Genomic DNA, 26,816 nt, shown 5'->3' with positions numbered 1-26,816 from the left:
CATCTGTCGGGCTTGCTCGCCGTGTCGGCGCTTTTTGTCGGAGCTATGGCTCTGCCACCTATCAGTGGCACGGCCCATGCCCAGTTCGTTCCTTATCAAGGGCCATATCGCCAGACGCCGCCCCCTCCGCCACATCCCCCCAATGAGAGAATTCCACCGCATGCACGGACGATGCAGTGGATCCCAGGGCAGTGGAAATGGGTCGGAAATGGCTATCAGTGGGTGCCAGGCCATTTGGCCCGGGTGCAAGCCCATAGGCCGCCGCCATACTCACCGCGGGGTTAAAACGGAGAAGCCGCTCCTTGAAAGGGAGCGGCTTCTTTTGTGGCTTATCGGAGGGTTACAATTACCGGGACATGGTCTGAAGCTTTTTCAGCCGAACGCTCGTCACGGTCGATCGTGAACGAGACAAGCCGTTCGGTGACGCGTGGGGAGAGCAGGGCGTGGTCAATGCGCAGGCCGGAGTTCCGTTGGAATGCGGCACCCTGATAGTCCCAGAATGTGTAGTGACGACCCGTTGGGTGAATAGCGCGTAGAGCGTCTGTCAGGCCAAGCCATTGCAGGCGGTGGAAGGCTGCGCGGGTTTCCGGTCGCACCAGCGCATCATTAGGCGACAGAGCCTTGGGCGCGAGATCTTCATCTGTGGGGCAGACGTTATAATCTCCGATGAAGGCGAATGACTTTTCGCTTTCCAGAAACTCTTTCCCGCGGACCGCAAGAGCCTCAAAGAATGCAAGTTTTTTGCTGTAGCCGTCTTCTCCGCCGGAGTTTCCGTTGGGAAGGTAGAGGTTACCAATCGTCAGACCATCAAGCTCACATTCAATATAACGAGCCGTGGGGTCATCGAAGCCGGGCAGAGTATGCGTTGTAACGTCAAATGGGCGGCGGCCAATGAACGCTACGCCGTTGTAAGCTTTCTGGCCTGTTGTAGCGACGTGATAGCCTGCGTCCTTGAAAACCGCTGGGAACTGGCTGTCCTCACATTTGATTTCCTGAAGGCAGAGCAGGTCGCACTCCGGATGACGCTCCAGCCAGTCCTGAACGAGATGTGCGCGGGCGCGGATGGAATTGATGTTCCAGCTTGCGAAGGTAAAGGACATTCGATCAGGCCAGCGAGAAGCTTGTACCGCAGCCGCAGGCTGAAGCGGCATTGGGGTTCGTGACCGTGAAGTGCGCGCCCATCAGCTTGTCCACGAATTCCAGCTCGGCGCCTTCAAGCAGATCGAGGCTGGTTTCATCGACATAGACAGTTGCGCCATCGCGTTGGATCAGAACGTCATCATCGTTCTTCGTACGATCCAGCTTGAACTGGTATTGGAAGCCATTGCAGCCTCCCGCCAGAACAGCGACGCGCAAAGCCAGCCCTTCGGGTTCCGGCTGGGCGGAAATGATTTCCACAATCCGTGCTGCCGCACTGGCAGACATGGTGAAGGAAGGGGTTTCGGACATTGCTCGTTCCCGGTTTCTGGAGGTCTGCTGAAAGGCAGGACGGTTCTGGTCCTGATTATATGGTCAGACTGGGCTCAGGGGCAAAGGGGTAGAGTTGCGCTGAAGGGAGCCTGTCGTAGAATGACGCGTTTGATCCAGCAATTAGAGTGCTTTCCGCGCCTAAGGATCATCAGGGGAGTGTGTTGATGCCTGCCATCTATGCGGTTCAGGAAAAAGGTGCGCGAGGCCGACTCTACCCGGAGGCAGAAAGCCCTGTCCGTTCTCCATGGCAGCGGGATCGGGATCGCGTCCTGCATTCCGCCGGCTTCCGGACGCTTCAGTACAAGACGCAGGTGTTTATCAATCATGAAGGTGATTTCTTTCGCACCCGTCTGACCCATTCCCTGGAAGTTGCCCAGATTGCCCGTTCGATTGCCCGAAGCCTCGACCTGAATGAGGATCTGACAGAAGCGCTCGCGCTAGCCCATGACATGGGTCACACGCCGTTTGGCCATGCCGGAGAAGATGCTCTGGCCCTTGCCATGCAGGATTGGGGTGGTTTCGATCACAACACGCAATCCCTTCGCCTCGTGACGTCGCTTGAGACGCGCTATCATGCTTTCGATGGCCTGAACCTGACATGGGAAACGCTGGAAGGGCTGGCGAAGCACAATGGCCCGGTAAAGCGCCCAACGCCGTATCTGGCTGAATATGATGCGCGCCATCATCTTGATCTCAGCAGCTACGCGTCAGCCGAAGCGCAGGTCGCGGCCATGTCGGATGATATTGCCTATCATGGGCACGATCTGGATGACGGGCTACGGGCCGGTCTTCTGACGTTCGATGATATTGAAGATCTTCCCCTGGTGGGTGATGCGCTTCGCGCGTCGCGTGAGATGGAGCGTCGCACGGGTCGCGAAGCGATGGATCAGGCACAGCGTGTCCGTCATGAGACAATCCGCGTGGTGATCAACGCCCTTGCGACGGATTTGACGGATCAGACGCGCCGCAATCTTGAGGCTCTTGATCCGCAGTCCGCGGATGACATCCGCCATGCCGATCATGCGGTTGTGGCGTTCAGTCCCGAGATGCGGGAAAAGAACAAGGCGATCCGCAAATTTCTTTATGCCCGCATGTATCGCCACTGGCGAGTCAATCGCATGGCGCGTAAAGCGAAGATCGCGCTGGCTGAAATCTTTACGATCCTTTCAGAAGAGCCCGGCCTTCTGCCAGACCCGCTCAAAGATCGTGCCAAGGCCGCAGATGATATGGAACGTCGGCGTCTGGTGGCCAATTATATCGCCGGAATGACCGATCGTTTCGCGATGGAAGAACATCGACGGTTGACGGACCTCTCCGTGCTGGGCTGATAAAGCCCCTCCAAGACGATACAGGTTACAGGAATCGAGCTGAAATGGTCGCTGCACCCACTGCCCATACGACTGACTGCCTTTTTGCCCGCGCCAGAGACCAGGTGTGCGAGGCGCTGCGGTCCGTTGTCCCCGGCCTGCCGGAAGAGGTGGTGCAGCGCGTTGAAGTGACGCCGCCGCGTGACCCGTCCCATGGCCATATGGCGACCAATGCTGCTTTGCTGGCCGCAAAGCCTGCCAAGCGCAAGCCAGCGGAGATTGCGGCAGAACTGGTACAAAAGCTCGCCGACCTGCCAGACATAGATCATGCTGAAGCCGCCGGTCCTGGCTTCGTGAACATGACGCTGAAGCCATATGTATTGCAGGGTGTGGCGAAGGCTGTTCTGGAGGCCGGTGAAGCCTTCGGTCGTTCCTCGATCGGGCAGGGAACGCGCGTCAATGTTGAATATGTATCCGCCAATCCGACTGGCCCGATGCACGTGGGTCATTGTCGTGGCGCTGTGGTGGGGGATGCACTTGCAAACCTGATGCAGGCGGCAGGCTACAAGGTCACGCGCGAATATTACATCAATGACGCCGGGACGCAGGTTGTCGCCCTGACATGGGCAACTTACTGGCGTTATCTGCAGGTTATTGGCACGGACATTGATGCTGACACGTTCAGCCCGCTGACGCCGAATGGTTTGCAGTATCAGGGTGACTATCTGATCCCGGTTGCAGAGAGCATTGCTGAAAAGCATGGTCGCGCTCTCGCCAATGATGATGGCAGCCCGGCTGATCCGTCTGTCTGGTTCGATATCATTCGCGCTGAAACGCTGGTGCAGATGATGGCCGCAATCCGCGAAGATCTGGAAGGGTTGGGCATCTCCCATGAAGTTTTCGCCAGTGAAGCGGAAACGCTGGCGAGCGGACGGGTTGATGCCGCGATTGCCAAGCTGGAAAGCAAGGGCCTGCTTTACGAAGGCGTGCTTGAGCCACCTAAGGGCAAGACCCCCGAAGACTGGGAGCCGCGTCCGCAAACCCTGTTCCGTTCTACAGATTGCGGGGACGATCAGGATCGTGCGCTTCGCAAATCTGACGGCACCAACACTTATTTCGCCAATGACATCGGATATCACGCTCAGAAGGCCGAGAACTCAGACGTTCTGATCGATGTGCTCGGTGCGGATCACGGCGGTTACGTCTCCCGCATGCGCGCTGCAATTTCGGCGCTGACGGATGGCAAGACCGGCTTTGAAGTCGTGATGTGCCAGATTGTGCGCGTTGTGAAGAACGGCGAACCTGTCCGGATGTCCAAGCGTGCTGGCACGTTCGTGACGCTGCGCGATCTGCTGGATGAAGTCGGACGTGATGCTGTGCGCTTCACGATGCTGACCCGTAAGGCCGATGCGCAGATGGAATTCGATCTGGATGCCGTTGTCGCCCAGACGCGTGATAACCCGGTGTTTTACGTTCAGTATGCTCACGCCCGCTGCCGCTCGGTTCTGCGTTCAGCAGAAGCGATGTTTGGTGCCGCGTCCGTGACGCCTGAAACGCTGGCAACTGTTGATCTTTCCGGTCTGTTGTCAGACGTGGAACTGGCCGTTCTGCACCGTATCGCGTCTTTCCCACGTTCTGTCGAAGCGGCTGCTGCAGCGCGTGAACCGCATCGGATTGCAACGTATTGCATTGATCTGGCGTCTGATTTCCACACATTGTGGAATCGTGGACGCGAAGACACGACCCTGCGCTTTCTGCATGAGAACGATCGTAAGACGAGCCTGGCAAAACTGGCGCTTGTTTCTGCGATTGCCGGGACCCTGCGTTGCGCACTGACCATTCTTGGCGTTGTGCCAGTGGAGGAAATGCGATGAGCCCTGACAGCGAGAATGATCGCGATTTCCGGGATCCGGGTGATTACGGCGCGGGACCTTCTTCTCCCCGCCCTTCGTCTGCCCCGCGTGCGGAGCGTGAGCGCCTGAGCAACAACTACGACGATGACGCCCCACCGCGTCGTCGTGCGGCGGCAGCGCCGGAGACTGCGAGCCGCGCCGGTGGCCTTGCATCCCTTCTTGGCAGTGATCCGGCGACGCGCAAGCTTGTTGGTGGCGCCATCGGCATCGGCGCTGTGTTGTTGCTTGCTGTCGGGGGATGGTCTCTGACGGGAGGCCATCACGGCGGAATTCCCATTATCGGCCCACCGCCAGGCCCTGTGAAAGACGTTCCAACCGATCCGGGAGGAATGCAGATCATGGGGAGTGATAGTGGCGATACGGATCTGACAGGCAACGGGGAAGCGCATCTGGCTCCGGGACCGGAACAGCCGGACGCGAAGGCGCTGGCTCGTCAGTATGGTGTGCAACCCGGGACGCCTCCTGCGACTCAGCCGGACAAGCCAGCAGCGCCCGCTGACGCTACGCCTCCTGATGGCGCGGCTCCGGCAGCTCCAGATGCTGCAGCAGGCAAGGACAAGGTTGCCGCTGAACCGTCGGCTGTGCCTCCCGTAGCTCCTGAAAGCAAAGATGCCTCTTCAGCGCCTGCGGACGCCGAGACGCCTGAAGGCGCTCCAGCACCAAAGCCGGTTCCAGCCGTTAAGCCGCAGCCTAAGGCCCCTGATGCGCCTGTTCACAAGGCTGTTCCGCCAAAGCCAGTGCAGAAGCCGCTTCCGGCGCCTGTGGCTGAGCCAGAAAATGCTGTTCCTCAGCAGAAAGCGGCTGCTGGTGCTCCGAAGGCTGAGGCTGGTGGTGCACGCGAAGTTCAGCTTGCCGCGCTCGACAGTGAAGCCGCTGCGCGCAAGGAGTGGGACACACTGCGCCATCAGGCACCCGGACTGTTCGCAGGTCATTCACCGCTCTTTGAGAAGACTGCTCATGGTGACAAGACGTTTGTGCGGCTGCGTATCGGTGGTTTCGCGGATCTGAAGGCTGCCCGGGCGTATTGCGTGAAGCTGCACGCACAGTCCATCGCCTGCACTCCGGCACAGTTCTGAGAGACCGGGCTTGAGCGAGGTTTTGCATCTGACGCTGGACGGGTTCGAGGGGCCGCTGGATCTGCTCCTTGACCTCGCCCGGTCCCAGAAGGTGGACCTCGCAAAAATCTCCATTCTTCAGCTTGTCGAGCAGTATCTGTCCGTTGTGGAGCAGGCCCGCGTGGAAGCAAGGGCACTGCGGCTTGAACTGGCAGCAGACTGGTTGGTGATGGCAGCGTGGCTCGCCTGGTTGAAGTCCAAACTGCTTCTTCCCGCAGAAAATAATGGAGAAGATGCCGAAGAAGCGGTGGAGCAGCTTCAGGAGCGTCTGTTCGAACTGGAACGTATGCGTGCGGCCGCAGTCTGGCTCATGAAACAACCAAGGCTGGGTATGGATGTGTTCCGTCGCGGTGAAGGGGAAGACCACACCGAGATTGACCGTTCGGGTCTGCGAGTGGACCTGTCAACGCTGATTACGGCTTATCTTTCTGCCCGCAGGCGTACGAACCGCAAACGTGTCTATACGCCACGCACCCGCAGGTACTGGAGCGTGCAGGATGCCTTAGCCCGTCTGCGCCGCATGCTGGGCACAGATGCCGTGGCGGACTGGCAGACGCTGACGTCCCTTCTGCCCGAACATTTGGGGGAAGGGCTGGAAGCCGGTCCGTATGATCGCAATGCAGCTCTTGCAGGAACGCTACTTGCCGGACTGGAAATGGCTAAGGGCGGTGCGGTGGAACTCCGACAGCCAGAGGCTTTTGCTGAAATTGAATGGCGGGCAGTTTCGTGATGTCTTCCGATATGGAGCGCGCCTGCCTGCTGGTGGAGGCTCTTGTTTTTGCCAGCCCTGAGCCGGTGCGCCTTTCCATCATTGCGGACCTGCTGAATACACAGGGCCTGAAAATCGCGGCCGCGGAAGCTCTGGACGCCGTGGGAGAGCGTTATGCGACCCATGCTATAGAGCTTGTTGAAGTGGCGGGAGGTTGGCAGTTCCGGACGCGCGCTGAATATGCGTCTGCCCTGACCAAGATCGTGGAAAAGCCCCGTCGGCTTAGCCGGGGGGCGATGGAAACGCTGGCAATTATTGCGTATCACCAGCCGTGCACACGGGCAGAAATTGAAGCGATCCGTGGTGTATCCCTGGGGCAGGCTATTCTGGATGCACTGCTGGAAGATAGTCTGATTGCGCCGAAAGGCCGAAAGGAAGTGCCCGGGCGTCCGGTTCTCTGGGGAACGACACCCATATTTCTGGAAAGTTTCGGACTGCCCGATCTCGGGTCATTGCCGAAGCGTGAAGACTTCCTGCTGGACAGGGCTCCCACTGAAGCAGCACCGGATGCGCCTTCACCCGTAGGCGAGACTGACGGGAAGGGCTAGGATTGTTGCATGTTTGACTTCAGTTTCTCTGAAATTGCTCTTTTTGTCGTCGTGGCAATGGTTTTTATTCGGCCAAAAGATCTGCCGGTTGCCATTCGTACACTCTCGAACGGTATCAAGGCGATGCGCCGGATGGCTGGTGAATTCCAGTCTCATATTGACGATATGGTACGGGAAGCGGACCTGTCTGAAGCGCGGGATCAGTTCCGGGATCTGAAGAACTTCAATCTGCGGGACCGCGTCACGAAGGCGATCGATAGCGATAATTCCATTCGCCGTAGCCTGGACATTGATACCAGCGGCGCAGCAGTGTCGTCTTCCAGTGTTAATGATCTGCCACGGGTCCCGGCTCCTCCACCGATGCCTCCATCTTCTTTTGGCGGGGGTGAGAGCCGTCCCTACAACGCGATGGTTCAGGATCAGGCGGAAGAAGAGCTCAATGATGACATTGTGGACGCGCCATCCATCCTTCCACCCGCCACAGCACGGCGCCTGATGCATGAGCGCGCCCGGTGGCGGGCGCCCGATATTCTACCGCCTGTCCGTGCGATTCATCATGGCCGGCGCGTTGCCATTTCGAGCGCGGAGAAAGACGCATGACGGACTCCGATACGATTCAGGACACCCCGATGCCGTTGCTCGACCATATTGTCGAGCTTCGACGTCGGCTGATCTGGTCCATTGCAACGTTCGTGATCGCCTTTGCGATCTGCTATCACTATGCGGGCGATATCTACCGGTTTCTTGCGGCGCCTCTCGGCAATATCATGCGCGAGAAGGGTGAGCAGCCACACCTGATCTATACGGCGCTTTATGAGGCGTTCTTCACGTATATTCGTGTGGCGGTGTTTGGCGCGACGTGCCTGTCTTTTCCGATGATTGCCATTCAGGCGTGGATTTTTATCGCGCCCGGCCTGTATCGCAGTGAGAAGAAGGCGTTCGCACCATTCCTCGTCGCAACGCCTGTCATGTTCACCGTTGGCGCCGCGTTGGCCTATTACGTCGTGTTCCCGTTCGCCTGGAAGTTCTTCCTATCGTTCCAGACATCGGGCAATGGCGGAATGGACATCGAGCTTCAGGCCAAGGTGTCTGAATATCTGACGCTCGTGACGAAGATGATCCTGGCATTCGGAATCTGCTTCGAGCTTCCGGTGATCCTGACCTTGCTGGTGCGTGTGGGGCTGATCGGAACGGCACAGCTTAAGAAATTCCGCCGTTATGCGGTGGTGGCGTCCTTCGCCGTTGCGGCCGTGATTGCCCCGCCTGATGCCATTACCATGCTGAGCCTCGCCATTCCGCTTGTGGCGCTGTACGAGGTATCCATTCTTGTGGCGCGGCTGGTTGAGCCGAAGCCCGTGACTGACGAAGAAGACTGACGGAGCCCTGAACCATGCATGACCTGAAAGCCCTGCGCGCCGATCCGGCCGCATTTGACGCTGCTCTTGAGCGTCGGGGCCTGTCACCCGTGGGGCAGAAAATCGTCTCGGAAGATGAAGAGCGCCGCGCCGCTCTGGCGGCGCTGCAGGAGGCTCAGGCGACCCGCAAAACGCTGGCCAAGGAAATTGGGCAGGGCAAGCGCACTGGCGCCGATACGTCGGCTCTGGAAGCGCAGGCAGTCGAACTGCGTGACCGGATTACGGGTCTGGAAGAGCGTGCGGCCATCATCGAAAAGAGCATCGACGATGTTCTGGCCTCCCTGCCGAACCAGCTTGACCCGTCCGTGCCGGATGGGAAGAGCGAGGATGAGAACGTCGTCGTTCACTATCGTGGCGAGAAGCGCGAATTCACATTTGAGCCGAAGCAGCATTTCGAGCTGGGTGAAGCTCTTGGCCTGATGGACTTCCCGACGGCGGCCAAGCTGTCCGGGACGCGCTTTGTCGTTTTGCGTGGTGCACTGGCCCGTCTGGAGCGTGCGCTGGGTCAGTTCATGCTGGATACGCATACGACCGAGTTTGGTTACAGCGAAACCAGCGTTCCACTGCTGGTGAATGATGCGGCGATGTACGGCACCGACAAGCTGCCGAAGTTTGCTGAGGATTCCTTCCGGACGGAAGATGGCCGCTGGCTCATCCCGACAGCAGAAGTTCCACTGACGGCCTCTGTCATGGGCGATATTCTGCCCGCCGATGCGCTGCCGATCCGTTTGACGGCGTTGTCCCAGTGTTTCCGTTCTGAAGCAGGCTCTGCGGGCCGTGATGTGCGCGGTATGTTGCGCCAGCATCAGTTCACGAAGTGCGAACTTGTTTCCATCGTGAAGCCCGAAGACAGCGATGCCGAACATGAGCGCATGACGCAGGCTGCCGAAACCATTCTGGAGCGCCTTGGCATCACGTTCCGCCGTATTCTGCTGTGTGCTGGCGATACGGGTTTTGGTGCGGCCAAGACCTTCGATCTGGAAGCATGGATCCCTGGCCAGCAGGCCTGGCGCGAGATTTCATCCTGCTCCAACACCCGCGCATTTCAGGCTCGGCGCATGAAAGCCCGGTATCGCTCCGACAATGGTCCGGCCTTCGTGAATACGCTGAACGGTTCCGGTCTAGCTGTGGGGCGAACCATGATTGCCGTGATGGAAACCTACCAGAACGAAGATGGCAGCATAACCATTCCTGAAGTTCTGCGTTCCTATATGGGTGGGCTAACCCGTATTGGCTAAGGACTATTGCTAAGATGATAACACGCCGTTTCGCTCTTTCCCTTGTGGCAGGAAGTGCCTTTGTCCAGATGGCAAAAGCCGAGCCTCTGGAAACTCTGAGCGGGACGGTGACGTACCGGGAGCGTATGGCGCTCCCGGCTGGAGCTGTTCTCACAGTTCAGCTTGAAGACATTTCCCGCGCAGACGCCCCCGCGATTACTCTGGCCGAGAGCCGCCAGGATATTCTCCGTCCGGGCCCGATTGCTTACACATTGCGCTACCCTGCATTGAAAAGCGGGTTTCGCTACGCGCTGCGTGCAGAAATTCGTGTGGGTGATACCTTGCTGTTCACCACGGAAGATTTTCATGGGCCCGATCAGCCGAACATTCTTGTTCATCGCGTTTCTGCGCCCGCTGCATCATCCCCTTACGGAACATGGAGCGTGCAGGCCTTGGACGGCAAGCCTTTGGAGCCGACGGCCAGAAAGCCTGTATTAACGCTCAATCAAAACGGTCGCGTTTCGGGGTTTGGTGGCTGTAACAGGCTGATGGGTCATGCCGTAATTAAAGGGAACACAATACGGTTCGCCCCGATGGCGATGACCCGGATGGCCTGTATTGGCTCTGGGATGGGGATCGAAAGTCATTTCGTCAAAAATCTGGAAGATGTGCGCTCCTGGTCTATCGGTCAGAGAGGCGAACTCACTTTGAATTCACAATCTGGGATTGCCATGATTGTTTTGACTTCGTCTAATATTGATAGTCAAAAATTATGATTGCAACCGAGGTTCGCTTAATTTTCGCCTGATGTGAAGTAATGGTGACGCGCAAAGCTGCGTCAGATTATTTTTAACTTTACCCTGTGACAAAAATTATTTGCAAATTGATGAAGTTTTTCCGATAGCTGCGGTCTTGTTGATACCTTCTCAATCTGAAGAGCGTGCGTTTCAGGTGCTTGAAGGTACGGTGATGCTTGGGATGAAAAAAATGACTCAACCTACGGAAGAAAATGGGCCAGAGCGGCTCTCACCGGGGCTGGAGCTTGGACGCCGTATCCGCCTTCTTCGGGAAATGGTTGGACTGAATCAGCAGCAGCTTGCAGATCGGGTTGGAATTTCGCGGTCTGCCGTGGCTTTCTGGGAAACCGGGCGCTCCGGCCACGTCGGTAAACATCTGGGCGCACTGGCTGAGGCCCTTGGGGTGGACGCTGAAGTGCTCCTGACCGGCATGGCGTACAAGGAGATTCAGGAAACACTGACTCCCGATGAAAGCATGTTCCTGAACCTTTATCGGCAGCTCAGCCCGCTTATCAAGCTGCAGGCCCAGAAATGGGTAGAACGGCGCGTTCGGCAGGCTGAAGACGCCGCAGAAGGTTAGGGTGCTTCGAAGGGCAGGATGTTTCCTGCCCTTCGGAACAGCTTTTCAGCTTCGTTTCCGAGGGAAGCCACCAGGCTTCCCTTTTTTCTTGAAGCCCGGCTTGGCAGGATGGCCTGATTTTCCGGCAAAAGGCTTGTCACTGCGGCCTCTCGGCGTGAACCCGCCGCGCTGCTGCTTCTGGCTTTCGCGCATCCGGCTCTGGGTACGCAGAACCTGCTCAATCCAGTCATTCAGGATCGACGTGTTGATCTCAGCATTCTGCTGCGCGGGATAGGCTTCCGGGAAGCGCAACGCGAGCCAGCGCCAGGCGACGAGGCGCTTATGGCGCTTTTCGGCCCGTTCCAGCTCTTCACGGCCTGCCTGCTCCGGATGGGGCAGGCGACCCGTTCCCGGTGGCGGAACCGGGCGACCAGCAGCGTGATCCGCGGCCCAGCTTACCAAGCGCTGAATTCCATTGTCCCGCTCATCAATCGGGCACATGGCGTACGTCCAGCGTGTGGTCAGATCGAGGTTTTCGACGCCTTCCAGGGCTGCCGCAATCTCGAGAGACTGTTCCATGTCCGCCAGGCGGTAGTTTGGATCATCCGGCCGCAAAACAGCGTGTTTGATGCGTGTCAGAACGCCATAGAGGCTGTCGCTGCCGATTTCTTCAGCAACGGCGCGCACGATGTCTGAGTCGGGCTGAACCAGTGGACGCAGTTCCGTCACAGGTTCTGGAGGAGCCGCCAGCATGTGGCGAACGAAAGTCGGGCTTCCAGATTCTGCAAGAACGCAGACAAGGCCTTCCTCATGCTTGCCGTAGCGGCCAGCACGCCCACCGATCTGTTTGACCTCCTGCGAGATCAGATCGCGGGTCTGACGCCCATCAAACTTGCGCAGGGCACTGAAGACAACGCGGCGGATGGAGAGGTTCAATCCCATTCCGATAGCGTCTGTCGCAATCAGAATATCTGCATCGCCATTGTTGAAACGGGCGGCTTCCGCGCGGCGCACTTCCGGGCTGAGGGCGCCATAAACAACGGCCACCCGGCGTCCACGGGCCATAAGTTCGGCCCGCATGTCCAGAACTTCACGCCGTGAGAACGCAATGACGGCATCTCCGACCGTCAATTCGCTGAGATGAACCGTTCCGCCAGCTTTGAGCGGACTTTTCCGTTCGAGATGGATCTCGTCCACTGGGTCGTCACAGAGTTCGGCAATCCGTTTGACGAGCGGGATACAGTCCGCAGCGCCAAGAATGTACACATGCCGAGCCGGCACACCCATGATCGCGGCTGTCCATGCTGCGCCCCGATCCGGGTCCGCCAGCATCTGGGCCTCATCAATGATGGCGACGTCCACCGGCTTATGGAACGGGCACATTTCGACCGTTGCTGCCAAGTGGCGGGCACCGGGCATTTCAATGCGTTCTTCGCCTGTGGCCAGCGATGCGGGAACACCTCGGGTCAGCAGAGCTTCCCGGAATTCATGCGCCAGCAGACGAAGAGGGGCGAGGGCCAGGCCGCTCTCTGCATTGGCGAGAGCATTGAGCGCTGTGTACGACTTTCCCGAATTGGTCGGGCCCGTAACGAGCGTAATGCGGCGCTTGAGAGAACGCGCCGTGCGGAAATGAGCCGCAAAACGATCCAGCGCTGCGACGCGGGCAATGGCAGCATTGCCGACCTTGGTGCCACGCTCCAGCTTCTCCGGACGATCCGGTGTGCCGCTGCGCCACTCGGGAAGGCGTGCACGAAGCTTCTTCAGTTCGTCTGGATCGAAGAAGAACAGCTCGATGCCGTCGTCACGTGTTTCGCGTTTGGCAATGGGAAGACGGTTTTCCGCCACCCACCGCAACGCTTCACGCCGGGAACAATGGAGAATGCCCGGGACTTCTTCAAACCCGGCAAGATTGGCTTCCCATTCTTTCAGGCGTTCGAGCTCACGCTCCCGGCGGCGTTCTGCACGGGCCTGAATGTCAGCCTGTTCGCGGGCACGGCGCTCTTCCGCCAGGCGGAGATCGTCTTCGAAGCCGAGGTCAACGCTTCCGAATGCGCTCGCAATACTGCGGGAAAGCTTTTCAAGCTGGCCGCCAGACAGGATCAGGCCAGCATCTGCGAGATCTGCACGAACCTCTTCCAGAACGCTGCGTGGCGAGTCTCCCAGATCCTGCCAGCGTGAGACCAGAACATCCTCTAGCGTGAGGCGCAGAGCCGCAATGTCGGCACGGGGGTCGTGCGTGCGGGCGGCAGCTTCCTGTGTGTCTGCCTTGGTGACCCAGACTTCACCGGCACGGCGGGCGACATTCATGAGCTGGGACGCCCATGTCTTACGCCGAACGACGCAGAGCGCGTCGATCAAGGCCTCGTGGGGGAGGGTAGCTTCATTACCCTCAAGCCGCCGGGCGACCTGCCGAAGCAGCGCTGGCCGCTCACGGGGGGTGATGTCCAGTGGTGTCCCAAAATCGGCTTCAGCCTGGTTCAGGGCCCGTTCGGCGGGAGAGAGGGGGGCGTCGCTCACGGAGTCGTCTGTCATGAAAAGACTTTTGCGTCATTCGGCTATCGGGTTCAACGCAGATGGGTTTTCCGAAACGTGATGATTGCGCTAAAAGGTCCGGCTCTTATCAGGTCCGAGACCTGTTATCCGTGCCACACCGGAGACAGAAACCGATATGTCCACCCCGAGTTTTGCCGCCCCGACTCCTGAGATCGACGAACCCATTACGGGCCTGACGCCGTATGAAGGCCATCCGAAACAGTATCGTCTGGCTGAACCCAGCAAGGAATACGCTCATCTGTATCCTGCAAAGGTTCTGACCGTTCATCACTGGACGGACCGTCTTTTCAGCTTCACCACAACGCGTGACCCGGGACTGCGGTTCGAGAACGGCCAGTTTGCAATGATTGGCATTGAGGTCGAGGGCAAGCCGCTTCTGCGCGCTTACTCTATCGCATCGGCCAATTATGAAGACCACATGGAGTTCCTCTCCATTGCCGTGCCGGAGGGGCCGCTGACGTCCCGTCTGCGTCATGTGAAAGTGGGCGATACGGTTCTGATCGGTCGTAAACCGGTGGGGACGCTGCTTCTTGATAACCTGAAGCCGGGTCGTAACCTGTACTTCCTGTCCACAGGCACAGGCCTCGCGCCGTTCATGAGCCTCATCAAGGACCCGGAAGCCTACGAGCGTTATGAGAATGTGATCCTCAGCCACACGGTCCGTATCTCTGGCGAACTGGCTTATGAAAACCACATCCGTCATGAACTGCCGGAGCATGAGTTCCTGGGTGAGTTCGTTGCTGAGAAGCTGAAGTACTACCCGGCTGTGACGCGTGAAGACTATGCTGTCACGGATCGCATCACGAAGCTGATCGAAAGCGGCAAGATCTTCGAGGATCTGGGCATCGATAAGCTCGACCCTGAGCATGATCGCGTCATGATCTGTGGTTCGCCGGAAATGCTTGCGGATACGGAAGCACTTCTGGAGCGTATGGGCTTCGAAGAAGGCAACATGAGCCGTCAGGGTTCGTATGTTGTCGAGAAGGCGTTCGCAGAGCGCTGAGACCACAGGCACGGAAGGCCGGGATTTATGCAGGAATTCGATCTTTTCGTCATCGGAGCCGGATCGGGCGGTGTACGCTGTGCGCGTATTGCTGCCCAGAACGGCGCGCGCGTCGCGATTGCGGAGCGTCGTCACTGGGGCGGAACCTGCGTTAATCTCGGCTGCGTGCCGAAGAAGCTGATGGTTTATGCGGCGGAGTATGGCCGCGAGATCGACGATGCCCGCGCTTATGGCTGGGATGTAACTCCGGGAGCGCATGACTGGCGCACGCTGATTGATGCCAAGGACCGCGAGATCGAGCGCCTGAATGGCATTTACGTCTCAATGCTGAAGAAGGCTGGCGTTGAGCTTTTCACGGGCGATGCACGCTTTGTGGATGCGAATACGGTTGAAATCGGTCCGTCTGAGCTTGCTCCGGATGCTGCGGTTCAGACCGTTCGTGCCAAGAACATTGTCATTGCGACGGGGGGTGCACCGACGCGCCTCGATATTCCCGGTGCGGAGCACGCGATTGTTTCGGATGATGCGTTTCATCTGGAGAACCGGCCCGAGCGCGTTGCCATAATTGGCAGCGGCTATATCGGAATTGAATTCGCAGGAATTTTTGCGGGTCTCGGTTCGCAGGTGGACTTCGTTTATCGGCAGGACCTGCCGCTGCGTGGCTTTGACGAGGAAATGCGTCGCCATATCGCAGAGCTAGTGCCACTGAATGGTATTACGTCTCATCCCGGCAGTACGCCGGAGCAGATTGAGAAGACTTCTGAAGGGTATCGCCTCCATCTGAAGGGCGGAAAGGTCATCGACTCCGACTGCGTCTTCATGGCGACGGGCCGCCATCCGAACCTGACATCCCTGCGGCTGGATCTGGCCGGGGTCGAGGTCACAGACGGTCGCATCGTGACGCGCATTGAAGATGCAAAGACGAATGTTCCGGGCATTTATGCCATCGGGGATGTCACCGACACTTACAACCTCACGCCGACCGCCATTGCCGAAGGTCATCTTCTGGCCGAGCGTCTGTTCGGCGAGACGGGCCGTGAATGGTCTTTCGGAACGACCCCAAAAGCTGTTTTCTTCAGTCAGCCTCTCGCTTCGGTTGGGCTGACAGAAGAAGAGGCTGCGGAACACCACACGCTCGATATCTATACGTCGTCCTTCACACCGATGCGTCAGTCGCTGTCTGGTCGTAAGGGCAAGGCGTTCATGAAGCTGGTTGTGGATTCAAAAAGCCAGGTCGTGCTGGGTGCCCATATGATTGGTCCGGATTCACCGGAAATCATCCAAGGGCTGGCCATTGCCGTCACGGCAGGTCTGACCAAGCGCGATCTGGACCGCACGATCGGCCTTCACCCCACAAGTGCGGAGGAGTTCGTGACCATGCGGACGCCAACGCGCCATGTTCCTCCTTCTTCCGACAAACAGAACTGATATTCCGATGGCTCATGACGATCCTTTGCCGCCTCTGAAGATCATGAGCCATTATACAGCAGGGCAGGTGCAGGCGTGAAACTCGGCTGGCTGTTTGCGCCGTCCATCACCTCTGTGATGTTCGCCCTGCGTACGACAATTGCTTCGCTACTGGCTCTGGCCATCGCTCTGTGGATGGAACTTGGTGAGCCGCAATGGGCCGCCATGACGGTCTGGATTGTCGCGCAAAATTCCCGCGGAGAAAGTATATCCAAGGGCCGCTGGCGTCTTGTTGGCACGGTTGCCGGTATGGTTGCCGCCATCGCCCTGATGGGCATGTTTCCGCAGTATCCCTGGCTCTTTCTTCCTGCCTTGGCGATCTGGGTCGGACTTTGCGCCGGGTTCGCCACACTGACGCATAACTTTCGAGGCTATGCACTCGTTCTTGCCGGCTACACCTGCACGATCATTGCTCTTGGCGCCGTCAAAGAGCCGGACAATGTGTTCAACATTGCCATGGCGCGTGGAACATACATTTTTCTGGGCGTGATCTGCGAGACGGTCATGGGAATGGTGTTCGTTCCCAATGTGGCAGACCGGGCCCGCGAAGAACTGCGGAAGCGGCTGCAGGCTATTCTTACAAAAGCCAGCGGTGCTCTGACGGATGTTCTGAACCAGAAAGCCAACGCCACAGATACGCTCTGTGCCCTCATGGGATCGCTTCAGGCATCAAGCGATCAGATCGAGTTCTCCCGGATCGAAATTCGCAGTCAGGGCAACGAGGTCGAACATGCCTATGTGACGCTGGGCCTCGTGGCGCGTGTTCTGTCGCGCGGACTAGGGCTTAAGACGCGTATGACGTCTGTGTCTCATATTCCGGAAGCACTTCTCCCGTTTCTTCACGACATGGGGGTTGCCCTTGAAGGGCTGCCAGCACGTCTGGAAAGCGACCGTCGCGGCATTGCAGCTCTTGTTCAGACAGAAGCCTTACTGGCCGAATGTCGAGGTCGAATGCAGGCGGTTTTGCCACGTGACGACGAAGATTCCCTAAATGAAGGCATTATTCTGACCGGCGTGGAGGTCATGATTTCGGACCTCTGTGAAACACTGCGCTCCTATCGTGCCAGCGTAGATGGTGCTCCGATTTCTGAGCGTCACCGCCTGACCCGGAACACAGACTGGCGCGCGGCTGCACGAAACGGGGTTCGGACCATGGCTGCGCTTCTTTTCGGGGCGTATGTCTGGGAAGTGACGGCGTGGCCTCAGGGAAGCGTCTTTTTGACCTTTATTGCGGTGGTCTGTGCCCGCTTTGCGACTTTCGAAAATACCGTCCTGCTCAGCGCGGCGTTTTTCTACGGAGCAGTTTTCGCGGCACTGGCAAGCGTCATTCCTGTCTTTGTCGTGATGCCGGTTACAGCCAGTTATGCGTTTTTCTGTCTGACAGTGGGCTTCTTCATGATGCTCGGTGGTCTTGCGACCCGTAATCCGGGCACGGCAGTCATGGCCGCGTCGTACGGTACGTTTTTTCCTTTCCTGCTAGGCATGGACAATCAGGGGCGTATGGATGAGCTGTCATGGCTCAATACGACCATTGCGCTGCTGCTTGGCCTCGGGGCCGGCGTGGTCATCTTCCGTGCGGTTCTGCCATTTACGCCGCGTCGGGCAGCAGAAGTGCTCCGCTATCAGCTCAAGCGCAGCCTGCGGCGCTTGGCGTTGCCGGGTGTTGTGATGGATGAATATGTCTGGATCAATGACGGCACGCAGAGCATGGAGCGTGCGGTTCGTTTTGCAGGATCTCTGGAGAGTGACCGTGCCGAAGAAATGCTGCGTGGAACGCTGTCGGTCATGACGGTTGGGCGAAACGTTCTGATGCTGCGTAAGCTGGCGCAGCATGGCGCCCTGCCAGACACTGCTGTAGCTGCAGTGGATGGGCTGATCCGAAACCTTCTGCGTCGTAAGTTGCCGCTCACCCACACAGCCGCGACGATTGAACCGACGTTGGCGGAGCTTTACGCTCTTGAGCGTGAGTCTCAGGATCCGTCCATACGTCATGATCTTGTATTAGCGATTGGCTCCCTGCTAATCGTGCAATCAGAATTGCCGACCAGCAGGGCGTTTCTCAGGGCAACAACCTGAGTTTCAAAGTCAGGACGCCAGGAATTCCAGCAGGTCTGCATTGACCTGTTCGGCATGGGTGAAGAACAACCCATGCGGAGCACCGTCGTATTCCCGGAAAATCGATCCCGGAATCAGATCGGCGGCACGCCGGCCAGCGATATCAGCCGGAACCGCTGAATCAGCCGTTCCATGGATGATGAGGGTGGGAATGGTGAAAGACTGAAGGTCACTGCGGAAATCGGTTTTTCCCCAAGCGTCCACACAGTCGAGCGTTGCCATCGGGCTTGCCATGCTGGCCAGTGTGAAAGACCAGTCCAGCACGCCCTCACTGACAGGGTGGTGCAGCATGGTCGTGCCATAAAAGCCCGGCAGAAAACTCTTCAGGAAGCCAAAGCGATCCTGTCGAATTTCCTGTTTGATACCATCGAAAACAGAAATATCCACGCCTTCCGGATTGTCCGCAGTTTTCAGAAGGAATGGGACGATGGAGGCCAGAAGCACAGCTTTTGAAATTCTTGAGCGACCATGACGTGTCAGATAGCGGGCAACTTCGCCGCCGCCCATGGAGAAGCCCACGAGGGTTGCATCCCACAGGTCAAGCTGTTCCAGAATGACCGCAAGGTCATCGGCCAGAACGTCATAATTGTAGCAGTTGATGGGGTGGCCTGAGAGACCGAAGCCGCGCCGGTCATAGGTAATGACGCGATAGCCAGCTTCGACAAGTGCGAGGGTCTGTTTTTCCCACATGTCACCGGTCAGCGGCCAGCCGTGGATCAGAACAACCGGGCGTCCGACGCCCATATCCTTCACATGAAGGCTCGTTCCGTCAGTAGCAGTAATATACGGCATGGAGTCTGCTCCTCATACGATCTGGCTGGATAATACCAGCCGCATCCTGAAGAGCAGAACCCCTGCGCTGGAGATTGGTTTCTTTTACCAGCCGTTGCCGCGTGGTGCGACATAACCGTTGCCGGTAGCATCACCGAGCTGGCCAGACTGAGTGTTGTTGCTGCCCTGATAGGCTGACCCGAATTTGGAAAGATTAGCGCCAGTTACGCTATCACGCTCCACACCGGCTTCATGGTCCGGATCAGGCCCGTGCTCGAATTCTGTGCTCGGAGCATCCTGATAGCCAGGTGGCAGAGACCGGTGGCCACGGGCACGGAAATGCTCTCCGCCATTGGCCTTTTGTTCAGCGCCCGGCACTTGAGACTGGGTGCTGTTTTGCTGGGGGGCTGTTTCGTAGGGCTGACCGAAAGTCGTGCTCTGAGCCTGAGCCACCCCTCCCAGCAGAGCGGTCGCCAGCAGGGCATGGCAGAAAAAGCGGGAAGAGGGCAGCATGGGATCTGGTCCTGAACCAATCATGGAAATCAACGGCCCCATCACCATATGGAAAGCAGAACCGCATATTTTTTTATAATCGGTCCGCTTGGGCTGAGGTTCAAGAGTTCTTTTCATCTTGAATGGCGGGAGCAGGAGGAAGCAGTGGAGGATCTCTTTACGGAAATGCGGGTTCGCACAGAGCTCGGGACAGGCGCGGTCTGGCTTCCAGGCTTTGTCGACTCCGTTGCGGACCAGCTTTTGCAGCATATCCACTCTCTCTCCCAGATTTCTCCCTTCCGCTTCATGATGACGCCGGGTGGTCGCTCAATGTCTGTTGCCATGACCAGTTGTGGGGCCTGCGGCTGGCATACTGACAACCGTGGATACCGGTACGTTCGACACGACCCGATGACTGGCGAACACTGGCCGGATATGCCGGATATATTTCGTCATATCGCGGTCGCGGCCGCGCAGGAGGTCGGATTTCCAGATTTCACCCCAAGGTCGTGTCTGGTGAACCGCTATGAGCCAGGCGCGAAGATGGGGCTTCATCAGGATCGGGATGAAGATGACCTGGCGTCTCCGATTGTGTCTGTTTCTCTGGGGGTTCCGGCCCGATTTGCGTTTGGAGGCTTGCTGAAGACAGACCCGGTCAGGCGCTTTGATCTGAGGCATGGAGACGTCGTGGTGTGGGGCGGGCCGTCTCGGCTGGCATGGCACGGCGTGTCGCCCGTGCGTGAAACATTCCATCAGCAGACAGGTGCCATGCGTTACAATCTAACTTTTCGCGCTATCAACCCGGCGCTTTTTCAGCCATAAACAGCGCCCCGCAATTCTGTTCACTTCCCGACCCCCGGAGGGCATTCAATGCACCCCTCGACCAAGACCCAGACGTCCGACAACACGATGTCATGGTCTCCTGCAAGCTGGCGTTCCCGTCCGATCGTCCAGGCCCCGTCTTATGAAGACGAAGCTGCGCTTGCTGCTGTCGAGGCTCGTCTGCATCGATATCCCCCGCTGGTTTTTGCGGGTGAAGCCCGCCGTCTGAAGACGCGTCTGGCCGCAGCATCCCGCGGTGAAGCCTTTGTGCTTCAGGGGGGGGCCTGTGCGGAAAGCTTCGACGAATTTACGGCCGATATCGTCCGCGACACTTTCCGTGTGCTGCTTCAGATGGCTGTGGTTCTGACATTCGCCGCCAAGGTGCCTGTCGTGAAGATTGGCCGTATGGCGGGTCAGTACGCCAAGCCGCGCTCGTCCAATACGGAAACAATCGATGGTGTGACGCTGCCGTGCTACCGCGGTGACATCATCAATGGTCCGGAATTCACGGCGGCTTCCCGTATTCCTGATCCTGCCCGCATGGAAACGGGGTATTTCCAGTCTGCCGGTGTGATGAACCTCCTGCGTGCGTTCGCAAACGGCGGTTATGCAAACCTGCATCAGGTTCATAGCTGGAACCTCGGTTTCGTAGAGCGCTCACCGCTTGCGGCCCGTTATCAGGATCTGGCCCATCGCATTGACGAAACGTTGTCCTTTATGCGGGCTTGTGGCTTCGACAGTGCAGCATCCCAGATTGATGAGACGGAATTCTATACGTCTCATGAAGCTCTTCTCCTGCCATACGAGCAGGCTCTGACGCGCATCGATAGCACCAGCGGTAACTACTATGACTGCTCTGCGCACTTCCTGTGGATTGGTGATCGCACCCGTCAGCCGGATGGCGCGCATGTTGAGTTCCTGCGTGGCGTTCAGAACCCGATCGGTATCAAGGTTGGCCCGACGACCACAGTCGCCGATCTGGAAAAGCTGCTTGAGATCCTGAACCCGGATGACGAGGCCGGCCGTATTACGCTGATCTCGCGTATGGGCAAGGACAAGGTGCGCGAGCATCTGCCGCCGCTTCTGGACGCCGTCATCAAGACGGGGCGTACGGTCACATGGCTGTGTGACCCGATGCATGGCAACACGACTACGACGTCCAGCAAGGTCAAGACGCGCTCCTTCGAGAGCATTCTGGGCGAAGTGCTTGGTTTCTTCGATGTATTTGAAGCCGCAGGCCGTCGTCCGGGTGGTATCCACCTTGAAATGACAGGTCAGGATGTGACCGAATGCATTGGTGGTGCCCAGTGTCTGACGGAAGCCGATCTGGGTGATCGGTATGAAACATTCTGTGATCCACGCCTTAATGCGGAACAGTCGCTTGAAATGGCGTTTCTACTTGCGCATGAACTGACAGGCCGACGAGCAGGAAAGCAGGAATGAATTCTTCCGTTTCTCAAAGCGCATTAGAACAGTCCAGCGGTGCCATTGGCCCGCTGGATCAACAAACAATTGAATCCAGGACCGATGCTTATTTCGGGCGAACCCGAAAAATCGTCGAACACTTTGGTGACGCGAAAGTCACCTATGCGGTTTTTATCCGCCGCCCGGTCATCGCAGCCTGTGGCATAGCAGTCACCTGGCTGCGGAATGTGGCCAAGGCCCAGAGTTTCGATCTCCATATCCGCGAAGTTTATGAAGAAGGGCAGTGGGTCGGCGCGGGCGAACCGCTTCTGTATCTGACTGGCCCGTTCACAAAACTTGCTCCTCTTGAAACCCTGCTCCTTCAGCGTCTTGGCGCTGCCTGTGTCGCTGCCCATAATGCCTATCAAATGGCGATGGCCTTGCCGGAAGTCCCGTTCCTGGCAATGGAAGCGCGTCATTGTGCTGGCTTCGAAATGCAGGAACAAATGGGCTATGCGGCAGCCGTCGGCTCCCGTGCGGCTCAAAAGGAAGGGGCTCGTGGATTCATTGGGAATGCCAATGATGCAACAGCTGGCTTCTTTGGTCAGGAGCGCGGTCTTGGGACCATGCCGCATGCCCTGATCGGGTATGCAGGTTCAACGCTTCGGGCTGCCGAGATGTATGCCGAAGTCTACCCGAATGATCCGCTGACCATTTTGGTGGACTATTTCGGACAGGAAGTGACGGATGCGCTGGAAGTCTGCCGACGTTTCCCGGAAAAAGCTGCTGCCGGGCTGTTGAGTGTCCGCCTCGACACGCATGGTGGGCGCTTTCTGGAAGGGCTGGACCCACAGTCGTCTTACGCCGTGCTGGAACGCTACACGCCAGGCACGATCCGCCGCTACCGCTCCGATGCAGAGCTGCGGGATCTGGTTGGCACGGGTGTTTCGGCTGCTGCGATCTGGAGGATGCGCGAAGCTCTGAACGAGGCGGGTTTTCCGAAAGTGAAAATTACGGTGTCGTCAGGGTTCAATGTGTCCAAGTGCACAAGCATGCGCGATGCTCACGCGCCGATTGACGTTGTTGGCAGTGGTTCTTTTATTCCGGATCGTTGGTCCGAGACCTATGCAACGGCAGACATCGTGGCCTATGACGGCACGCTTCGCGTCAAGGTTGGGCGTGAATTTCTGCTGAACAAGGCAAAAGCCGAACAGGAGGTCTCATGAGCGACGAAGCCGAAAACCCGGGAACGGAAACTGCCGGGCAGGGCCAGTCCTGGAGTGTCAGGATCATCGATCTCTCCGGGGCATCCGAGGATGACACTGTAGAAGTTGTAAAAGACTTCATGGACCTGATGCATGCCAATGCTTACGCCCGCGCCTATGTGCGAGACAGTATTGAGCGCTGCCGTGTTCCGGGTGCGACAAGTCGTGAAGTGCTGGAAAGCTGGATGGCTTTTGGTGAAAACGCGGAAGTTGTTGATGCGGGAGATGATGGCTGGAAGTCTTCCACGGAACTGGATGACTTCGTTGCCAATCGGGCGACACCCATGGAGCGCGACTGGCGCGCTATTGATCCGCGTCGTCTCGTGGATGACGACGAGATTGCTGGTCCTCCAGACGATGACGAAGATGATGAAGACGACGAAAATACCCACGAAGTTATTCGTCACTGAATAAATGGCTGCCCCTGTGAAACAGTAGTCTCACAAGGGCGGTATCCCCGCACCGAGCGGGGTCACAAAATATCCACATGACTTGGGATCTGTAACTGTTACGTTACATTGACCGATACACTTATGAAGTCATGTCGATGCATATTTTTCAAAAGACATTTCTAGCGATTTCCCTGCTCACGGGTCTGGCCTGCTCAACGGCCTATGGCGCAGACATTGGGCGCGAAACTTTGCCGAATGGTTTGCGGGTCGTTGTGGTCCGCAATCCGATCGCCCCTGCCGTCAGCGTGCAATTGACCTATCTGGTAGGGTCTGCCGAGGCTCCGAAAGGCTTTCCGGGTACAGCTCATGCGCTTGAGCACATGATGTTCCGTGGAACGCCGTCTCTCAGTGGAGACCAGCTTTTAACGCTGATGGGAACGCTGGGAGGCCAGTTCAATGCTTTCACCGAGACGGACCTGACCCGCTACCACTGTCTGATTCCGGCGCAGGATCTGGATGTTGTCCTGCGTATGGAAGCAGACCGGATGCAGCATCTTTCACTGGATGCGGGGCAGTGGGCAAAGGAGAGGGGAGCCATTGAGCAGGAAGTCTCGCGGGATCTTTCAAGTCCGGGCTTCAAAGTCAAAGAACAGTTACGGCCCATTCTGTTTGAGAACAGCGCGTACGATCATTCACCCCTTGGAACGCGTGCTTCTTTTGAAGCGACCGATGTCACGCTTCTGCGGGATTTCTATGACAGGTGGTACGCTCCCAATAATGCGGTTCTGGTTCTTGTCGGGGATGTTGATCCCGTGGCGACCCTAAAGCAGGTTGAACGGATCTTTGGCTCTATTCCGTCGCGACCACTTCCGGACCGGCCTCCGCTTCCTGCTACGCCAGTTGTGGCCCAGTCGGTTCAGGCGCAATCGAACTATCCGGTTGATATCGTGGCTCTGTTCTGGAGAGGGCCGTCTCTTCGCGATAGCGCTGGTCCCGCAGTCGCTCTTCTGGACGCTGTTCTGTCGAGCCATCGTGGTCCTATGTATCCGCTGGTTCTACAACATAAGGCGCTGGCGGCCGGACTGGATGTTGACCGGGACATTCATACGGGAACCGTTGAGGCGTCTCTGACAATTCCCCGGGGCGGTGATCCGAAAGCCGCCATGGCCCTTCTCAAGGCGACACTTGCGGATATCCGGACCAAAGGTGTCTCGGCGGATGTTGTCGAGGGCATGAAGAAGCGGTGGCTGGCATCGAAAGACTTCGAGAAAAATTCCATTGCCGGACTGGGCAGTCTCTGGTCTGGCGCTGTAACGGCGGAAAATACTGACAGTCCTGATTCATCCTTTGATCGCTTTGCGAAAGTAACCGTGGAGGACGTCAATGCGCTGGCTCGGAAGCTGCTGGACCCGGAGCACGCTGTCGCGGTGACGATGCTGGCGTCAGATCACGCTACACCGCCTGCCGGGAAAGGCTTTGGTGGCGCAGAATCCTTTGGCGGTCAGGGCGGCGCGACAGGGCCGCTTCCGGACTGGGCCAAGCCGATTAATAACGTTCCCGCGCCTCCAGCTTACGCAGCTCCGGATGCGGATTTCACGCTTCCAAACGGTCTGCGTATTGTGGTGCGGACCAAGCATGTCAGCCCAACGGTCTTTCTGTTTGGACGTATCAGGTCGAACCCAGATATTCAGGCGCCAGCGGGAAAAGAGGGTGTTGGCTCTCTGACAGGTCAGTTATTTTCTTTCGGGTCAGTCACACGGGATCGGGCGACGCTGGAAAAAAGTCTGGATGATCTGGCAGCCAATGCACATGGTGGTACGAATTTCTCCGTCAGTGGCCGGACGCAGGATTTCGACGCGGCTCTGTCTATTCTGGCAGATCTCGAATTGCACCCTGCGTTTCCGCAGTATGCTTTTGATCTTGTGCGCCAGAACATGATCCGCATGCAGGCGGGTGTTGAGCAGACGCCTGGTTACCGTTTCCACCAAAGCATCATGAAGACCATGATGCCGGCAGGTTCTCCGGCGCTTCGTGTGCAGAGCGTGAAGAGTCTTTCGGGTCTGACGCGTGACGACGTGCTCTCCTATTACCAGTCTGTTTATCGACCGGACATGACGACGATAGAAGTTGTTGGCGATATTTCTGTAGAAGAGGCACGCAGGAAGATCACAGCGGTCTTTGGCGAATGGAAGGCCATCGGGCCGAAGCCAGATGTTGATCTGGCTGCAATTCCTTTTAATCCGACACCGGCCGCTCAGTCCGTGAGCGATCCTGTTCGGTCACAGGATGCCGTTATCATGGCGCAAATCAATGCGCGTGGATGGAATGACCCCCAGCGCTATGACATGGGACTGGCCGATGTCATGTTGACCCAGGGGTTTGACAGCCGCCTTTACCAGGATCTCCGGGTCAGAACAGGGTATGTTTATTCGGTAGGGTCACAGCTCTCCTCGCAGAAGAATTTTGGAAATTACGTGTTCGCTTTTGGGGCAGACCCGGCATCTGTGAAGGTCGCGCGGCAGCATATTGTGCAGGAGTTGCAGATCATGGCGGCAAAGCCGGTTCCTGTTGAGGAACTGAACAGAGCCAAAGCTCATTTGATCCGCGATATGATTCTCTCAAATGCGATTATGACTGCACCAAGCGGTCTTGATAACGTTCTGATATTACAGGGGCTGGGCTGGGAGCATTTGAACGATGTCGCCAAAGCCTATCAGGCTGCGACACCTGAAAGCGTTCAGGCGGCATTCAAAAGCTATATTCGTCCAAATGGGTTTGCGACGTTCATATTGGGGCCAATGCCGGCGGGTCTGAACTGAAGCAGAACCAGAAGGCGTTCTGTTTTCAGGCAGATGAGGGTATCAGAACAGAATTCTCAGATGCTCCGAAAGCAGGATATTGCCGCTTGTGAAGAACCGAATTCTGGTCAGTGCCTGTCTGCTGGGTCAGCCAGTCCGATATGATGGCAAGGCAAAGACCCTTCTGCACCCGCTGCTTCAGCAATGGCAGGAAGAGGGACGTCTGGTTGTGGTCTGTCCCGAGCTTGCAGGTGGGATGCCCGTTCCACGTCCCCCGGCGGAAATCGGGGCGCGGCAGGATGGCAAAGATGTTCTTCTGGGCGAGGCGCGTGTGACCGACACGTCCGGTGCAGATGTGACGGATGAGTTCGTAGCGGGAGCCCGGATTGCCCTGAACGTCGCGCAGGCACAGGGATGTGGGTTCGCGTTGCTTATGGAAGGTAGCCCGTCCTGCGGAAGTCAGATGATTTATGACGGCAGTTTCAGCGGGCAGAAACATGCCGGAGCTGGCGTAACGGCTGCGCTGCTCCGCCAGAACGGGATTCAGGTTTTCAGTCAGGACACGATTGAAGATCTGAGGATTGCTGTTCAGTCGGCCCATTAAATACTGCTCTGAATGGGGTC

24 protein-coding genes are annotated in these 26,816 nt (G+C 57.6%); 19 read left to right on the top strand and 5 right to left on the bottom strand.

Annotated features, from left to right (window positions below; all coding sequences use genetic code 11):
* Positions 1-329: 329 nt before the first annotated feature.
* Both xth and KP705_RS01515 read right to left on the bottom strand, forming a co-directional pair.
* Positions 330-1,100, bottom strand: a complete 771-nt coding sequence (gene xth / locus KP705_RS01520) for an exodeoxyribonuclease III (RefSeq protein WP_215763876.1) — start codon at positions 1,098-1,100, stop codon at positions 330-332.
* A gap of 4 nt (positions 1,101-1,104) precedes the next feature.
* Entirely contained in the window at positions 1,105-1,449 is a 345-nt protein-coding gene (locus KP705_RS01515) for an iron-sulfur cluster assembly accessory protein (RefSeq protein WP_046899719.1), read from the bottom strand.
* 185 nt (positions 1,450-1,634) lie between these two features.
* Between KP705_RS01515 and KP705_RS01510 the strand changes: the two genes are divergently transcribed.
* The 10 genes from KP705_RS01510 to KP705_RS01465 all read left to right on the top strand — a co-directional run bounded on the left by KP705_RS01510 (position 1,635) and on the right by KP705_RS01465 (position 11,131).
* Positions 1,635-2,798: a deoxyguanosinetriphosphate triphosphohydrolase gene (locus KP705_RS01510; protein ID WP_046899718.1), complete on the top strand. Its 1,164-nt coding sequence runs from the start codon at positions 1,635-1,637 to the stop codon at positions 2,796-2,798.
* Between the two features lie 44 nt (positions 2,799-2,842).
* Complete coding sequence (argS, locus tag KP705_RS01505) at positions 2,843-4,651, top strand: arginine--tRNA ligase (RefSeq protein ID WP_215763875.1); 1,809 nt, start codon at positions 2,843-2,845, stop codon at positions 4,649-4,651.
* Positions 4,648-5,766, top strand: coding sequence for an SPOR domain-containing protein (locus KP705_RS01500; protein ID WP_046899716.1), 1,119 nt, complete (start codon positions 4,648-4,650; stop codon positions 5,764-5,766). Before argS ends, KP705_RS01500 begins: the two co-directional genes overlap by 4 nt.
* Before the next feature lie 10 nt (positions 5,767-5,776).
* Positions 5,777-6,535, top strand: coding sequence for a ScpA family protein (locus KP705_RS01495; RefSeq protein ID WP_046899715.1), 759 nt, complete (start codon positions 5,777-5,779; stop codon positions 6,533-6,535).
* Positions 6,535-7,122 (top strand): SMC-Scp complex subunit ScpB, encoded by a 588-nt coding sequence (gene scpB / locus KP705_RS01490; protein ID WP_374195549.1) that lies wholly within the window; start codon positions 6,535-6,537, stop codon positions 7,120-7,122. The genes KP705_RS01495 and scpB overlap by 1 nt, the downstream gene beginning before the upstream one ends.
* A 9-nt stretch (positions 7,123-7,131) precedes the next feature.
* Positions 7,132-7,722, top strand: coding sequence for a Sec-independent protein translocase protein TatB (tatB, locus tag KP705_RS01485; protein ID WP_215763874.1), 591 nt, complete (start codon positions 7,132-7,134; stop codon positions 7,720-7,722).
* Complete coding sequence (gene tatC, locus KP705_RS01480) at positions 7,719-8,498, top strand: twin-arginine translocase subunit TatC (RefSeq protein WP_046899712.1); 780 nt, start codon at positions 7,719-7,721, stop codon at positions 8,496-8,498. Before tatB ends, tatC begins: the two co-directional genes overlap by 4 nt.
* 14 nt (positions 8,499-8,512) lie before the next feature.
* Positions 8,513-9,775 (top strand): serine--tRNA ligase, encoded by a 1,263-nt coding sequence (gene serS / locus KP705_RS01475; protein WP_064273961.1) that lies wholly within the window; start codon positions 8,513-8,515, stop codon positions 9,773-9,775.
* Between the two features lie 14 nt (positions 9,776-9,789).
* Complete coding sequence (locus KP705_RS01470; RefSeq protein ID WP_215763873.1) at positions 9,790-10,530, top strand: META domain-containing protein; 741 nt, start codon at positions 9,790-9,792, stop codon at positions 10,528-10,530.
* Positions 10,531-10,741: 211 nt separating this feature from the next.
* Complete coding sequence (locus KP705_RS01465; RefSeq protein WP_099211091.1) at positions 10,742-11,131, top strand: helix-turn-helix domain-containing protein; 390 nt, start codon at positions 10,742-10,744, stop codon at positions 11,129-11,131.
* Between the two features lie 45 nt (positions 11,132-11,176).
* On the opposite strand, the gene KP705_RS01460 is transcribed toward KP705_RS01465, so the two are convergent.
* Positions 11,177-13,642 carry a helicase-related protein gene (locus KP705_RS01460; protein ID WP_174694765.1) on the bottom strand — a complete coding sequence of 822 codons (2,466 nt, stop codon included), beginning with the start codon at positions 13,640-13,642 and terminating at the stop codon, positions 11,177-11,179.
* Between the two features lie 136 nt (positions 13,643-13,778).
* Between KP705_RS01460 and KP705_RS01455 the strand changes: the two genes are divergently transcribed.
* The 3 genes from KP705_RS01455 (at position 13,779) to KP705_RS01445 (ending at position 18,209) form a co-directional block, all read left to right on the top strand.
* Positions 13,779-14,666, top strand: a complete 888-nt coding sequence (locus KP705_RS01455; RefSeq protein WP_046899709.1) for a ferredoxin--NADP reductase — start codon at positions 13,779-13,781, stop codon at positions 14,664-14,666.
* A 27-nt stretch (positions 14,667-14,693) separates the two neighbouring features.
* Entirely contained in the window at positions 14,694-16,094 is a 1,401-nt protein-coding gene (gene gorA / locus KP705_RS01450; protein WP_046899708.1) for a glutathione-disulfide reductase, read from the top strand.
* 75 nt (positions 16,095-16,169) lie between these two features.
* On the top strand, positions 16,170-18,209 hold the full coding sequence (locus KP705_RS01445) for an FUSC family protein (RefSeq protein WP_046899707.1): 2,040 nt from the start codon (positions 16,170-16,172) through the stop codon (positions 18,207-18,209).
* Positions 18,210-18,218: 9 nt separating this feature from the next.
* Here KP705_RS01445 and KP705_RS01440 read toward each other — a convergent pair whose 3' ends face one another.
* Both KP705_RS01440 and KP705_RS01435 read right to left on the bottom strand, forming a co-directional pair.
* Positions 18,219-19,040 carry an alpha/beta fold hydrolase gene (locus tag KP705_RS01440; RefSeq protein WP_046899706.1) on the bottom strand — a complete coding sequence of 274 codons (822 nt, stop codon included), beginning with the start codon at positions 19,038-19,040 and terminating at the stop codon, positions 18,219-18,221.
* Positions 19,041-19,124: 84 nt separating this feature from the next.
* Positions 19,125-19,580 (bottom strand): hypothetical protein, encoded by a 456-nt coding sequence (locus KP705_RS01435; protein ID WP_046899705.1) that lies wholly within the window; start codon positions 19,578-19,580, stop codon positions 19,125-19,127.
* Positions 19,581-19,676: 96 nt separating this feature from the next.
* On the opposite strand from KP705_RS01435, the gene alkB reads away from it, so the two are divergent.
* The 6 genes from alkB to KP705_RS01405 all read left to right on the top strand — a co-directional run bounded on the left by alkB (position 19,677) and on the right by KP705_RS01405 (position 26,796).
* Entirely contained in the window at positions 19,677-20,333 is a 657-nt protein-coding gene (gene alkB / locus KP705_RS01430) for a DNA oxidative demethylase AlkB (protein WP_046899871.1), read from the top strand.
* A 48-nt stretch (positions 20,334-20,381) separates the two neighbouring features.
* The gene (locus KP705_RS01425) at positions 20,382-21,776 is read left to right on the top strand and encodes a class II 3-deoxy-7-phosphoheptulonate synthase (RefSeq protein WP_046899704.1); all 1,395 of its coding nucleotides are present in this window, start codon (positions 20,382-20,384) and stop codon (positions 21,774-21,776) included.
* Positions 21,773-22,963, top strand: coding sequence for a nicotinate phosphoribosyltransferase (locus tag KP705_RS01420; protein WP_046899703.1), 1,191 nt, complete (start codon positions 21,773-21,775; stop codon positions 22,961-22,963). The genes KP705_RS01425 and KP705_RS01420 overlap by 4 nt, the downstream gene beginning before the upstream one ends.
* Positions 22,960-23,412: a hypothetical protein gene (locus tag KP705_RS01415; RefSeq protein WP_046899702.1), complete on the top strand. Its 453-nt coding sequence runs from the start codon at positions 22,960-22,962 to the stop codon at positions 23,410-23,412. Before KP705_RS01420 ends, KP705_RS01415 begins: the two co-directional genes overlap by 4 nt.
* Before the next feature lie 137 nt (positions 23,413-23,549).
* The gene (locus tag KP705_RS01410) at positions 23,550-26,213 is read left to right on the top strand and encodes a pitrilysin family protein (protein WP_215763872.1); all 2,664 of its coding nucleotides are present in this window, start codon (positions 23,550-23,552) and stop codon (positions 26,211-26,213) included.
* 88 nt (positions 26,214-26,301) lie between these two features.
* On the top strand, positions 26,302-26,796 hold the full coding sequence (locus tag KP705_RS01405) for a DUF523 domain-containing protein (RefSeq protein WP_211500061.1): 495 nt from the start codon (positions 26,302-26,304) through the stop codon (positions 26,794-26,796).
* The last annotated feature ends 20 nt before the right edge of the window (positions 26,797-26,816 follow it).

The organism is Gluconobacter sp. P1D12_c (assembly GCF_018812105.1).
GTDB classification, from domain to species: Bacteria; Pseudomonadota; Alphaproteobacteria; order Acetobacterales; family Acetobacteraceae; genus Gluconobacter; species Gluconobacter oxydans_A.
This window is presented reverse-complemented; position numbering and strand designations above follow the sequence as displayed.

Coding starts and splice junctions, on each gene's coding strand:
- KP705_RS01510 (WP_046899718.1), top strand. CDS start 1,635: ATGCCTGCCATCTATGCGGTTCAGGAAAAAGGTGCGCGAGGCCGACTC.
- KP705_RS01420 (WP_046899703.1), top strand. CDS start 21,773: ATGAATTCTTCCGTTTCTCAAAGCGCATTAGAACAGTCCAGCGGTGCC.
- KP705_RS01465 (WP_099211091.1), top strand. CDS start 10,742: ATGACTCAACCTACGGAAGAAAATGGGCCAGAGCGGCTCTCACCGGGG.
- KP705_RS01515 (WP_046899719.1), bottom strand. CDS start 1,449: ATGTCCGAAACCCCTTCCTTCACCATGTCTGCCAGTGCGGCAGCACGG.
- KP705_RS01470 (WP_215763873.1), top strand. CDS start 9,790: ATGATAACACGCCGTTTCGCTCTTTCCCTTGTGGCAGGAAGTGCCTTT.
- KP705_RS01500 (WP_046899716.1), top strand. CDS start 4,648: ATGAGCCCTGACAGCGAGAATGATCGCGATTTCCGGGATCCGGGTGAT.
- KP705_RS01455 (WP_046899709.1), top strand. CDS start 13,779: ATGTCCACCCCGAGTTTTGCCGCCCCGACTCCTGAGATCGACGAACCC.
- gorA (WP_046899708.1), top strand. CDS start 14,694: ATGCAGGAATTCGATCTTTTCGTCATCGGAGCCGGATCGGGCGGTGTA.
- scpB (WP_374195549.1), top strand. CDS start 6,535: ATGTCTTCCGATATGGAGCGCGCCTGCCTGCTGGTGGAGGCTCTTGTT.
- KP705_RS01415 (WP_046899702.1), top strand. CDS start 22,960: ATGAGCGACGAAGCCGAAAACCCGGGAACGGAAACTGCCGGGCAGGGC.
- tatC (WP_046899712.1), top strand. CDS start 7,719: ATGACGGACTCCGATACGATTCAGGACACCCCGATGCCGTTGCTCGAC.
- tatB (WP_215763874.1), top strand. CDS start 7,132: ATGTTTGACTTCAGTTTCTCTGAAATTGCTCTTTTTGTCGTCGTGGCA.
- argS (WP_215763875.1), top strand. CDS start 2,843: ATGGTCGCTGCACCCACTGCCCATACGACTGACTGCCTTTTTGCCCGC.
- KP705_RS01440 (WP_046899706.1), bottom strand. CDS start 19,040: ATGCCGTATATTACTGCTACTGACGGAACGAGCCTTCATGTGAAGGAT.
- xth (WP_215763876.1), bottom strand. CDS start 1,100: ATGTCCTTTACCTTCGCAAGCTGGAACATCAATTCCATCCGCGCCCGC.
- KP705_RS01435 (WP_046899705.1), bottom strand. CDS start 19,580: ATGGTGATGGGGCCGTTGATTTCCATGATTGGTTCAGGACCAGATCCC.
- serS (WP_064273961.1), top strand. CDS start 8,513: ATGCATGACCTGAAAGCCCTGCGCGCCGATCCGGCCGCATTTGACGCT.
- KP705_RS01410 (WP_215763872.1), top strand. CDS start 23,550: ATGCATATTTTTCAAAAGACATTTCTAGCGATTTCCCTGCTCACGGGT.
- KP705_RS01460 (WP_174694765.1), bottom strand. CDS start 13,642: ATGACAGACGACTCCGTGAGCGACGCCCCCCTCTCTCCCGCCGAACGG.
- KP705_RS01425 (WP_046899704.1), top strand. CDS start 20,382: ATGCACCCCTCGACCAAGACCCAGACGTCCGACAACACGATGTCATGG.